This is a genomic window from Colidextribacter sp. OB.20 (assembly GCF_009911595.1).
Taxonomy (GTDB): Bacteria; Bacillota; Clostridia; order Oscillospirales; family Oscillospiraceae; genus Lawsonibacter.
On sequence record NZ_QWKG01000006.1, the window covers coordinates 103,564 to 114,762 of the forward strand.

Here is an 11,199-nt window from a genome sequence, read left to right on the forward strand (position 1 = left end):
TACCATCCCCATTTCCCGCCGTCAAGAAAAATTCTCCCGATTATTTTCAAATTTTCTTCAAAAATGCGCAACCAGAGGGTTTTCTTTTCGTCTATAATGGTAGAGCCCCCTCAGTCAACCTGCGGCTGACAGCTCCCCCGCAAGGGGGGCGCCGAGCGCCTGCCTCCCCCCTTGTGGGGGAGGTGGCCCGAAGGGCCGGAGGGGGCACATTAGAAAAGGAGGATTTTCCATGAAACGAACCATGTCTCTGCTCCTGGTCTGCGCCCTAGGTTTCGGCCTGCTGTCCGGGTGCTCCGAAATGCCTGACCCCGCCCACGGCCCTGGCGACAGCTCCTTCACCCCACCGCCCCTGGAGCCCTTTGCTGATCTGGTAAGTCAGGCGTTCCTTCCCGCCTCCAGCCCACAGGTGGAGGAAGCGCTGACGGATTTCGGCCTGGAACTGCTGAAGCAGACCCGGGCGGCCAACGGAGTAAAGGCGATGGAGAGCGAGATGGACCACGTCCCCCTCTCCACTCTGGTCTCCCCTCTCTCCGTAGCTCTAACCCTGTCCATGGCGGCCAACGGGGCGGAGGGGGACACCTTATCCCAGTTCCAGGAGGTGCTGGGCGGCGGGGCAGACATAGACGAGATCAACGCCGCCTGGGCCCAGCTTGTGGGAGACTACCACGCTCTGGGCGGCTCCACCCAGTTTAACATCGCCAACAGTCTGTGGAAAGACCATAACGGCGGCATCTATGAGGAGTTCCTCTCCAAATGCCGAGGGGGCTACGGCGCCCAGCTCTACGAGGCGGATCTGTCTGATTCGCGGACTGTGGATGACGTCAACGGCTGGGTGTCGGAGCACACCAACAAGATGATCCCCCAGATCATCACCGAGCCCTTCGACCAGGACACCGCCCTCCTGCTGGTGAACGCCCTGTACCTTAAAAATAAGTGGCTCAGTGAGTTCGGCCCTCTCTCCACCCGCGAGATGGACTTCCATCACGCCGGCGGCCCCGACAGCCGGGTGGAGTACCTGCAAAAATTTGACGCCGAATTGTCCTGGCTCAGCGGCGAGGGGGCCCAGGGGGTGGTCCTGCCCTATGACGACGGGCGGCTGGCCTTTGTGGCAATCATGCCCGATTTGTACCCGGATTCCCCGGATTTAGGGGAATGGCTGAACAATTTGGAGGGGAATACCCTGACCCAGCTCCTCAACAGCCGGGAGGACGCCCTGTTTCTCCACTTCGCCATGCCCAAATTTACGGCGGAGTGGAAGGGCAATCTGGAAGAGATTCTGCCCGCCCTGGGCCTGGAGGACGCCTTTGTCCCCGAAGCCGCCAACTTTGCCAAAATGGGGGATAATCCCGACGGATATTACATTTCTCAGGTGATTCACGCCGCAAAAATTGAGGTAAACGAGAAGGGCACCGAGGCCGCCGCCGCCACGGTGGCGCCCATGACCCCCAGCGCGGCTCCGCCGCCCCCGGAGGGGGTCACCCTGATTCTGGACCGGCCCTTCCTCTACGGCATTGTGGACCTGGACACCGGCGTACCCCTGTTTCTGGGGACCTATGAATAAATAAGGAGGAATTTTGTATGAAACGAACCATGTCTCTGCTTTTGGCCTGCACTCTGGGCCTCGGCCTGCTGTCCGGCTGCGCCCAGTCCTCCGCCGCCAGGGAGCTCACCGCGTCCAAGCTGTCCGCCAGCCCCTCCGACAGCGAGGAGGTCAACGGGGCCCTGGCCGCCTTTGGCCTGGCTCTGCTGCAAAAGACACGGGAGGCGGACAAGACCTCCACCCTGGTCTCCCCGCTCTCCGTGGCCCTGGCCCTGTCCATGGCGGCCAACGGGGCGGACGGGAACACCCTGGCCCAGTTTGAGGAGGTCCTGGGGGGCGGTACGGACCTGATCGAGCTGAACGGGGCCTGCGTTCAGCTGATCCAGGACTATCAGGGCCTGGGCGGCTTCACCAAATGCACCATCGCCAACAGCCTGTGGGCGGACCCGGAGGGCCAGATCAAGGATGAGTTTGTGGGCAAATGCCGGGGGATTTTTGACGCTCAGGCCTTCGCCGCCCAGTTGTCCGACCCCGCCATCGTCAAGGAGCTGAACCGCTGGGTGTCGAAGCACACCAACAAGATGATTCCCTCCATAATTGACCAGCCCTTTGACGAAAATACCGCCCTTTTGCTGGTCAACGCCCTCTATCTTAAAAACAAATGGCTCCACCAGTTCAGCCCCCACGCCACCCATGAGCGGGATTTTTACCACGCTGACGGCTCCGGCAGCCGGATGGACTTCTTAAGCATGAGCTCCACCGAGCTGTCCTATATTCAGGACAAGGGGGCCCAGGGGGTGGTCCTGCCCTATGACGACGGGCGGCTGGCCTTTGTGGCAATCATGCCCGATTTGCACCCGGATTCCCCGGATTTAGGAGAATGGCTGAACAATTTGGAGGGGAATACCCTGGCCCAGCTCCTCAACAGCCGGGAGGACGCCCTGTTTCTCCACTTCGCCATGCCCAAATTTACGTCGGAGTGGAAGGGGAACCTGGAAAAAATCCTGCCCGCACTGGGTCTGGAGGACGCCTTTGTCCCCGGAACCGCCAACTTTGCCAAAATGGGGGATAAGCCCGACGGATATTACATTTCTCAGGTGATTCACGCCACAAAAATTGAGGTAAACGAGAAGGGCGCCAAGGCCGCCGCCGCCACGGTGGTGGCCGCCTCCGGGGGCAGTATGCCGCCCCAGGAGGGGGTCACCCTGGTGCTGGACCGGCCCTTCCTCTACGGCATCGTGGACCTGGACACCGGCGTGCCCCTGTTCCTGGGGACCTATGAGTAATGTCCGCCAGATATGGACACACTAGGGAGGCCAGCTTATTTTTAGGAGGTATCCCCATGAATGTCCATGTCAACGCCGACTGCATCAGCTGCGGGCTGTGCGTCAGCACCTGCCCCGACGTCTTTCACATCACCGAGGGGGGCACCGCCGGGGTCTGCTCCCGCCAGGTCCCCCCGGAGCTGGAGGACGTGGTCCAGCAGGCCGCCGACACCTGCCCTGTGAGCGCCATCGAGGTGGGGTAGCGCACATGTAGGGGCCGACGACCTCGGCGGCCCGCGGCCCAGGTCTCTGTCAAAGACGGCGCGCCGGGGTCGTCGCGCCCTACAGCCTCAAATCCACCGCGCCCGCCGTTGACCTGCCAGGCCCCTGCAAAATGCCCGTACCCCACAGGACGGGCGGACAATGTCCGCCCCTACAGAAACCGCCCCCGCCGGAAAACACAGCGGGGGCGGTTTTTTATGTACCTATTCGCTCTCTTTCTCTGGCTCGGGGGACAGCTTCTCCACCAGGGCCCACTCCACCCGGCGGTCGCACAGCTCCTCCACCTGGATGTGCAGGCCCAGGGCGTCCACCGCCGGGCGGCTGCCGTCCTCTGGAATGACGGACAGCTGGGAGAATACCAGCCCGCCCAGGGTGTCGTAGTCCCGCTCCTCGTCCTCGGGGAGCTCCAGCTCCATCATCTCGGCCAGCTCCTCCAGGTCGGCGGAGCCCGAAACACGCCAGCGGCCGTCCTCCAGCTTGATGATCTCCTGCTCCTCCTGGGGGTCGAACTCGTCATAGATATTGCCCACCAGCTCCTCGAGGAGGTCCTCCAGGGTGACCAGGCCGCTGGTGCCGCCGTACTCGTCCACCACCAGGGCCAGATGGGTCTTTTTCCCCTGCATATCCCGGAAGAGCACGTCGGCGGCCACCGTCTCCGGGACAAAGTAGGCGGGGCGGAGCAGCTCGCTCAGGGGCTTGGGGGCGCTCTCCCGGAAGTTGAGCAGGTACTCCCGGGTGGACAGAATGCCCACAATATCGTCCACGTCCTCTCCGTACACCGGGAACCGGGACAGGCCCGACTGCCGGATGGCCTCCAGAGCCTCCTCCTCCCCCGCGTCCCGGGGGAGGGTGACCATGTCGGTGCGGTGGACCATTACATCTTTGGCGGTGATGTTGTCAAACTCCAGGACATTTTCAATAAATTCCTTCTCTTTGCTCTGGATGGCGCCTGACTCCTCACCCTCCTCCACCACGGCCATGATGTTGTCCTCCGACACCGTGTCCTTCCGGTGCAGCAGCTTCAGAACCGGCCGCCACAGCAGCTGTACAATGTTGATACACAGGCTGACCAAAAAAAGTATGAGCCATAAATGGCCGTCCTCCACGAAAATGACCTCCTTTAAAGGCTGAAAATACACAGATACGCCTGCATCATAGCATAAAACCTCCGGAATAGCAAGGGGTCGGCGCGGTTTTCAGCATAAATGCAATTTGGGAGTGCAAAGAGGCGGAGGATATGTTATAATTCTCCTGTTCCAAGAGACGGAGCTGGCGGGCTCCGGGGAGAGGGGGACTTGCTGTGCTGAAGCAGAGCGGCAAGCTGGAAAAGACCTTAGACGCATGTCAGGCCTTTGTCAAATGGCTGTTATACTCCTGTTTTGCGGGCGTGGCTGTGGGACTGGTGGCGGTGGCCTTCCACCTGGGCATCGACCTGGCCACTGAGCTGCGGGGAGAGCATCCCCGGATCATCTGGCTGCTGCCCCTGGCCGGGCCGGCCATTGTTCTGCTCTACCGGGCCTGCGGCATGGAGAAGGACCGGGGGACCAATCTGGTACTGGTGGCGGTGCGGGACGCGGAGCGGCTTAAGCTGCGCACCGCCCCGCTGATCTTCCTGTCCACCATTCTCACCCACCTGACGGGTGGCTCCGCCGGACGGGAGGGGGCCGCCCTCCAGCTGGGCGGCTCCCTGTCCGCCTACCTGGGCAAGAAGCTGCGGCTGGACGAGAAGGACGAGCGGATTATCGTCATGTGCGGCATGGCCGCCGCCTTCTCCGCCCTCTTCGGTACTCCCCTCACCGCCGCCCTCTTCGCTATGGAGGTGGTCACAGTGGGCCGGATGTACTATGCCGCCCTGGTGCCCTGCCTGCTGTCCTCCTACTCGGCGGCCCTGACGGCCCACGCCTTCGACATCCACGCCATCCACGGCTACCCGGTCCACGACGCCCTGGAGCTGGCGCCGCTGCCCATCCTCCAGGTCTCCGCCATGGGGGTGCTGTGCGCGGTGCTGTCCATCTTCTTCTGCTCGGTCATCCACGCCGCCCCCAAGCTCTACGCCAAATACCTGCCCGACCCCCTGATCCGCGGGGCGGCGGGGGGCGCCCTGGTGCTGGGGCTCACCCTGCTGGTGGGGGAGCAGACCTACAACGGGGCGGGGGACGGCATCATCCGCCAGCTGCTGGCCGGAGACACCATTCCGGAGGCCTTCCTGCTGAAGGTCCTGTTCACTGCCCTCACTCTGGGGGCCGGCTTCCGGGGGGGCGAGATTGTCCCCGTCCTGTTCACCGGCTGCGCCTTCGGCACCTGGGCCGGCCCCCTGCTGGGCCTGCCCCACGGCTTCTCCGGGGCGCTGGGCATGGCGGCGGTGTTCTGCGGGGCCACCAACTGCCCCCTCAGCTCCACCCTGCTGGCCTTTGAGCTCTTCGGCGGACAGGGCCTGCCCCTCTATGCCCTGGCCTGCGGCATCTCCTTCATGCTCTCCGGCTACTACGGGCTGTACAGCGAGCAGAAGATCATCTACTCCAAATTCCGCCCCGAGTGGATCGACAAAAAAGCGCATTAGGAGACAATCCTCAGTCAGCGCAGGGGGCGGATGAGGGGAAGGCTTTTGGTACAGCTTCTCAGCTCCCCCGGAGGGGGAGCCTTTGGAAAACTGTTTAAGGAGAATTGAGATATGGCTAAAGGAGACCGAAATTCCGGCTGGCCCGGCTTTTTCCGGGTCTTTACGGTGCTGTGCGCCATCATGCTCCTGCTGGCTCAACAGGGCCAACAGCTGACGGAGGCCCGCTCCGGCAGCTGGCAGGTGCTGGCCGTCTATGAGGGACTCACCCTCTGGACCGTCCCCGCTCTGTTCATGCTCTGGGGGATGTTCGCCCTGGAGGAGGGCAAGCCCCAGGTTTCCGCCGCCCTGACAGGGCTGGCCCTGCCCGCCTTCGGACTGCTGATCTTCTGGGGGGTGGTGTATGCCATCGTTCCGCCCCTGCTGGCAGGGCGGGGCGGCAACTTCACTCTGGCCGGGCTGGCCGACCTGCTGGTATCGGCGGTCAAGGGGGACACCTACTTCCACCTGTGGGTCCTCTACCCCCTCATCGGTCTCTATCTGGTTCACCCGGTGATCCACCGCTTCACCGCCTCCGCCAGCCGGGGGGAGCTGCGCTACTTTTTGGGGCTGTGCCTGCTGTTCGGCTCCCTGCTCCCCACCTGGTCCGCCTTCTTTCCCGACAGCACCCTCGCCGGCCTGCTGGAGCGGCTGCGGGTCCACCTGGTGCTGGGCTGGGTGGGGTGCTATGTGGGGGGCTGGTACCTCCGGCACTTCGAGATCAGCCGGATCGCTGAGTACATCCTCTACATCCTGGGGGTCCTGGGGCTGGTGCTGTCCGTGGCGGACCCCTTCAGCGCCCCCTCCCTGCGGCAGTATGCCAGCCCCAACGTCCTCCTCACCGCCGCCGCCCTCTGCGCCCTGTTCCGCTACGTGCTGGGCATCAGCGAGGAGCGCTCCCGCCGCAAGGCCGTCTACAGCCTGGGGACCTGCGCCTTCGGCGTCTACCTCATCCATCAGCTGTGGGTGCTGATCTTTGCCAAGCTGGGGGTCTCCCTCCTCTCCCTGTCCCCGGTGCTCTCCGTCCCCCTCTTCGCCCTGGTGTTCTTCCTCCTCTCCCTCCCCTTCGCCTGGCTCATCAGCCTTATCCCCGGGGCGGGGTCACGGTTGACCTAGACGCAACCGGCGGTTGCTCATGTTCCAAGGCGGCTTGGTAGACTTTCTAAGGCTGGTCTGCTATCCTGACAGCATCCCAACGGAAAGGACGTGACCCTATGTCTCTGGGTTCCCGAATCTATGAGCAGCGCACCGCCCACAGCCTGTCTCAGGTGGACCTGGCCGACCTGCTGGAGGTCTCTCGCCAGTCGGTGTCCAAATGGGAGACCGACGCCTCGGTGCCCGATTTGGACAAGCTGGTAAAGATGTGTAAGGTCTTTGGGGTGTCGCTGGACTGGCTGGTGCTGGGAAAAGCGCCCGAACCGCCGCCTGACGCTCCTCTGCCTGCCCCGGCCCAGCTCCCGTCCCTCTCCCGGCAGACTGCCGGCACGGCCCTGGCCGCTCTGGGACTGTTCGCACTGATCGTTATGGCCGCCGCCCGGAACGATGTCATCGCCGGCGTGCTGTTGGCTATCCCCTTCCTGGCCTGCGGCGGGCTGTGCTTCCTCCTGCACAAAAAGCCGCTCCTGTTCCTGTGCTGCGGCTGGGTGGTCTGCATTAGCCTGGCACTCTACCTCCTTGCCCAGGAGGATCCGATGTTCCCGCTCTCCTGCGTCCTCGGCTACGTCAACGGCGACATTGAGGAGTATCTCCCGGCAGGCTTTCTGACCCTTCTGGATCTGATCGGATTCATCGCCCTCGTCGTTACCTCCCTCATGTATGACCAGATATTTCCGCCGGAAAAAAAGCATAAAAATTAAGCCCGGAACCGCTTGGTTCCGGGCTTTTTGCGTTTACAGGGCAGTTTTCAGGGCCTGGGCCAGCTGGTCGGGGCAGGAGGTGGGCTTGCCGCCGCAGCGGATGCCCTCCATGCGCTGGATGGCCTCCTCCACCCTCATCCCCTTCAGCAGGGAGGACAGCCCCTTCAGGTTGCCGTCGCAGCCCCCGGTCACCTGGATGGATTGGATGGTATCGTCCTCCACCTCGATCTCAAATGCCCGGGAGCAGACCCCCCTGGGTGTGTATCGAATGGTCAATATTTACGCCTCTCTTTCTCTGTTCAGCCCTTTCGAGCTTATTTGACACAAACTATAGCATATCATAGAGAAAAAGGCAAGCGGACCTCACTGAATCCTCCCCCGGCGCTGGAGGCGGATGCGGTCGGCGATCATGGCGATGAACTCGGAGTTGGTGGGCTTGCCCTTGGCGTTGGAGACGGTGTATCCGAAGTACTTTTGCAGAGTCTCCAGGTCGCCCCGGTCCCAGGCCACCTCGATGGCGTGACGGATGGCCCGCTCCACCCGGCTGGCAGTGGTGCCGAAGCGCTTGGCCACCTCGGGGTAGAGCACCTTTGTCACCGCGTTGATCACGTCCATATCCTTCACGGTGATGATGATGGCCTCACGCAGGTACTGATAGCCCTTGATATGGGCGGGAACGCCCACCTCGTGGATGATGGCTGTCACCTGGCTCTCCAGGCTGGGCCCGCTCCCCCGCTCCGGCTCCAGTCCGCCGGGGGTCATCACCTGGCGCAGCCGCTCCCCTACCGCGGACACCCGGCAGGGCTTGGTCATGAAGAAATCAGCACCCTTGGCCGCCGCCATGTCTACCATGCTCCCCTTCATGTAGCTGGACAGCACCAGCACCTTGGGCCGCTCCATCTGCTTGGACAGCTCATCCAGAACATCCATGCCGTCCATCCCGCCGGTCAGGACCATCTCCATCACCACGGCATCCGGCCTCAGCTCCCGCACCATGCGCAGCAGCTCCGGGCCGTCCCCCGTCTCCCCCACAACCTGAAACCCGGACTCCTCTGTCAGGCTGCGGATCAGCCCTCTGCGGAACTCTACCCCTGTATCCGCCGTTACGATTCGTTTCATGCTCTCCATTCTCATCTTCCTTTCCTGTTTCAAATAGTGTAGATTGACCAGCAAAATCCCCTAACTTAGCGTTCTGCCGTCCGTTTTAACCAGCCACCTACAATTTACCACAAGTTCGCTGGATATGCAAGGTATTTTTGGGATTTTATGGAATTTTTATCACGAAAATACCTTATTTTTCTACATAATTTTCATTTTTTTCCATATTATTCGACATTCCCGCAGCCGCCGCTCACACTTTCGTACAAAAAATAAGAGAGCCGTTTCCCAAAACGGCTCTCCTGTTCTCTCTTATCTCAGGTCCAGATCCAGATCCACATCGCCCTGGATTCCGGCTACCCGCCCGGTGTGGGTATACTGCCACAGATCAAAGTGGTAGTAGAAATCCGGCTTGCTGTCATACTCCGCCAGCCAGAGGTCGTACTCTGTCAGCTCCCGCAGGTCGTAGCGCAGATAGCCTATGCTCTGGTTGAAGTAGACCGCCGGACGCAGGCCCGCCTCCCCGATCTTCCCGCAGAAGGCGGCGGCGCAGCGGGTCAGTGTCTCCCCGTCCAGGCCGTTGGTCCGGGCGCCGTCATCGGAGATGGGCTCCCAGTCAAAAGCCACGGGGTAGGTGATTTCATACCCCTCCAGGGCGTCCAGCACATATGCGGCCTCCTCCTTTGCCTCCTCCGGAGTGACTGCCTGGGAGAAGAAATAGACTCCCACCTCCAGTCCGGCGTCCAGCGCCCCCTGAAGGTTCTGCTCAAAGGTCCTGTCCAAAAACAGCCCGCCCTCGGTGTAGCCCCGGTAGCCTAGGCGGAGAATGGCAAAGCTGATGCCGTCGGCGGCCACAGCAGGCCAGTCGATCTCCTGCTGATAGGCGGAGACGTCGATGCCCGTTTTGGCCCCCTCATAGGACACCCGGCCCCGGCTGTCCAGGGTAAAGGCCGTCCGGTCGTAGGGGTTTAAGGGCATCCCCTCCAGGGGCGTCATGTCCTGGCCGCCAAAGCGGAAGGTAACCGGCTCCTCTACAGAGGGCGGCGCGGGGGGCTCCTCCGGTTCCGGCTCCGGGCGGAGAACCAGAAACAGCGCGGCGCAGGATAGGGCCAGCGCCAGAATAGAAATGGCCAGAGACAGCTTGCTCAGCCCGCTCCCGCCGCCCTCCCGGGGCTGCTGCCGGCGGGGCGGCGGAGAGGCCAGTCTCCGGGGCGGCTGACGCTCCAGCTCCTCCTGCCCTTCCTGTTCAGAGAGGTATTCGTTCATAGCGGCTTCCTCCATCCTTCGACGGTTTTTCTTATTTTAGCACACCGGCGCAAAACAAGCAAGAAGAAAACGGGAGCTGTCCTCATAGACAGCTCCCCAGTATGCTTATGCCAGGCTTTCATTGGGCCGCAGGTCTTTGGGAGAGACGCGCCGGCTTACCGCCATGCCGAAGGCGCCCGGCCCGGTATGCGCCCCAATGCTGAACGCCAGCGGGTCATAGCGGATCTCATATCCTGGAAAGGCCTCCCGGGCCATCTGAATCCACTCCTCTGCCTCCGCCTGCTCCGGAAACGTCCCGGCGGCGGCCACAGAAAAGGGGTATCCACTCTGTTCACAGCGCTCAATCAGAGGCCGCATCTCTGCGATCAAACGCCGCTTGCAGGGCAGCGTACCCCGGACCTTGGCAAAGGCGTCCAGCTTGTCCCCCTCAATTTTCAGCAGGGGCTTCAGCTGAAGTATGGTCCCCATCGCCGCGGCGGCCGGCGTAATCCGCCCCCCTTTTTTCAGATACTCCAGAGTGTCAACGCCGATGTAAATGTGGGTGTCCCCGGCAATTCCCTCCAGCGCCTCCTTGATTTGAACCGCGCTCCATCCCGCCCGGGCCAGCTCCAGGGCGTCCATCACGCAATAGCGCATGGGGACAGAAATGGAGTGGTTGTCCGCCACCTGCACCCGGCCGTTATAGTCCTGAGACAGCATCACCGCCGTCTGACAGGAGGTACTCAGCCCGCTGGACATGGGGACATAGACCAGAGCATCGTTGGACGCCAGGATGTTCTCCCACATAGCCAGCACGTCGCCCGGAGATGGCTGGGAGGTCGTTACGTCCCTCCCCTCCCGAAGGGAAGCGTAAAACTCCTCCGACAACAGATCGACCCCTTCATAATAAATCTTTCCGTCAATCAGAACGGGCATAGGCAGGACGTGCACGCCCAGCTCAGCTCCCTCCGATACCGAAATTCCGCTGTTGGCGTCAGTCATAATTGCGACTTTCATATTCCTCTCATCACCTCAATCTGTTTGGCTTTTTCGGCAATCCACATTTTACTGGGTCGAATCTACCGTTAGATAATAGCTTAACACATAACACTCCATTTGTCACGCTTTTAAATTGGGATTGGCGTATTCATCAGCAGCCTGGGCTGTATCAGTGTGGCTAAGCGCTCCGCTCCGCTGCCTTGCGCGGCCGAAGAGATGTCAAACACCCTTTCGCCCCCAGGTCTACCAAAAGTCTACCAAAAAAGCCGCCGGGCTCCTGCAACCCAGGGCCCGGCGGTTTTTTCGCTTTCCGGGACA

At 61.8% G+C, this 11,199-nt stretch carries 11 protein-coding genes; 6 read left to right on the forward strand and 5 right to left on the reverse strand.

The annotated features are described in order from the left end of the window. The first annotated feature begins 229 nt into the window (after window positions 1–229). Genes D1641_RS02520 through D1641_RS02530 form a run of 3 tightly spaced genes read left to right on the forward strand, consistent with a single transcriptional unit; the run spans window position 230 to window position 3,068 of the window. Window positions 230–1,561 carry a serpin family protein gene (locus D1641_RS02520; protein ID WP_160662822.1) on the forward strand — a complete coding sequence of 444 codons (1,332 nt, stop codon included), beginning with the start codon at window positions 230–232 and terminating at the stop codon, window positions 1,559–1,561. Window positions 1,562–1,578: 17 nt separating this feature from the next. Further along, on the forward strand, window positions 1,579–2,826 hold the full coding sequence (locus tag D1641_RS02525) for a serpin family protein (protein ID WP_160662823.1): 1,248 nt from the start codon (window positions 1,579–1,581) through the stop codon (window positions 2,824–2,826). Between the two features lie 56 nt (window positions 2,827–2,882). Next, window positions 2,883–3,068, forward strand: coding sequence for a ferredoxin (locus D1641_RS02530; RefSeq protein ID WP_160662824.1), 186 nt, complete (start codon window positions 2,883–2,885; stop codon window positions 3,066–3,068). Window positions 3,069–3,290: 222 nt separating this feature from the next. Here D1641_RS02530 and D1641_RS02535 read toward each other — a convergent pair whose 3' ends face one another. Further along, window positions 3,291–4,193, reverse strand: coding sequence for a hemolysin family protein (locus D1641_RS02535; protein WP_347707367.1), 903 nt, complete (start codon window positions 4,191–4,193; stop codon window positions 3,291–3,293). A gap of 194 nt (window positions 4,194–4,387) precedes the next feature. Between D1641_RS02535 and D1641_RS02540 the strand changes: the two genes are divergently transcribed. From D1641_RS02540 to D1641_RS02550, 3 genes are all read left to right on the forward strand, one after another. Beyond that, entirely contained in the window at window positions 4,388–5,647 is a 1,260-nt protein-coding gene (locus D1641_RS02540) for a chloride channel protein (protein WP_347707368.1), read from the forward strand. 111 nt (window positions 5,648–5,758) lie between these two features. Beyond that, window positions 5,759–6,799: an acyltransferase gene (locus D1641_RS02545; RefSeq protein ID WP_160662825.1), complete on the forward strand. Its 1,041-nt coding sequence runs from the start codon at window positions 5,759–5,761 to the stop codon at window positions 6,797–6,799. Window positions 6,800–6,897: 98 nt separating this feature from the next. Beyond that, window positions 6,898–7,539 carry a helix-turn-helix transcriptional regulator gene (locus D1641_RS02550; RefSeq protein WP_160662826.1) on the forward strand — a complete coding sequence of 214 codons (642 nt, stop codon included), beginning with the start codon at window positions 6,898–6,900 and terminating at the stop codon, window positions 7,537–7,539. 33 nt (window positions 7,540–7,572) lie between these two features. Here D1641_RS02550 and D1641_RS02555 read toward each other — a convergent pair whose 3' ends face one another. The 4 genes from D1641_RS02555 to D1641_RS02570 form a co-directional block, all read right to left on the reverse strand. Continuing rightward, a complete protein-coding gene (locus D1641_RS02555) occupies window positions 7,573–7,815 on the reverse strand; it encodes a TIGR03905 family TSCPD domain-containing protein (protein ID WP_160662827.1) in 243 nt (80 codons plus the stop codon). Between the two features lie 87 nt (window positions 7,816–7,902). Further along, window positions 7,903–8,667, reverse strand: a complete 765-nt coding sequence (gene spo0A / locus D1641_RS02560) for a sporulation transcription factor Spo0A (RefSeq protein WP_160662828.1) — start codon at window positions 8,665–8,667, stop codon at window positions 7,903–7,905. A 282-nt stretch (window positions 8,668–8,949) separates the two neighbouring features. Continuing rightward, window positions 8,950–9,903 carry a glycoside hydrolase family 25 protein gene (locus D1641_RS02565; RefSeq protein WP_160662829.1) on the reverse strand — a complete coding sequence of 318 codons (954 nt, stop codon included), beginning with the start codon at window positions 9,901–9,903 and terminating at the stop codon, window positions 8,950–8,952. 105 nt (window positions 9,904–10,008) lie between these two features. After that, entirely contained in the window at window positions 10,009–10,899 is an 891-nt protein-coding gene (locus tag D1641_RS02570; protein WP_160662830.1) for a DegV family protein, read from the reverse strand. Between the last annotated feature and the right edge of the window lie 300 nt (window positions 10,900–11,199).

Coding starts and splice junctions, on each gene's coding strand:
- D1641_RS02545 (WP_160662825.1), top strand. CDS start 5,759: ATGGCTAAAGGAGACCGAAATTCCGGCTGGCCCGGCTTTTTCCGGGTC.
- D1641_RS02565 (WP_160662829.1), bottom strand. CDS start 9,903: ATGAACGAATACCTCTCTGAACAGGAAGGGCAGGAGGAGCTGGAGCGT.
- D1641_RS02550 (WP_160662826.1), top strand. CDS start 6,898: ATGTCTCTGGGTTCCCGAATCTATGAGCAGCGCACCGCCCACAGCCTG.
- D1641_RS02520 (WP_160662822.1), top strand. CDS start 230: ATGAAACGAACCATGTCTCTGCTCCTGGTCTGCGCCCTAGGTTTCGGC.
- spo0A (WP_160662828.1), bottom strand. CDS start 8,667: ATGGAGAGCATGAAACGAATCGTAACGGCGGATACAGGGGTAGAGTTC.
- D1641_RS02570 (WP_160662830.1), bottom strand. CDS start 10,899: ATGAAAGTCGCAATTATGACTGACGCCAACAGCGGAATTTCGGTATCG.
- D1641_RS02525 (WP_160662823.1), top strand. CDS start 1,579: ATGAAACGAACCATGTCTCTGCTTTTGGCCTGCACTCTGGGCCTCGGC.
- D1641_RS02530 (WP_160662824.1), top strand. CDS start 2,883: ATGAATGTCCATGTCAACGCCGACTGCATCAGCTGCGGGCTGTGCGTC.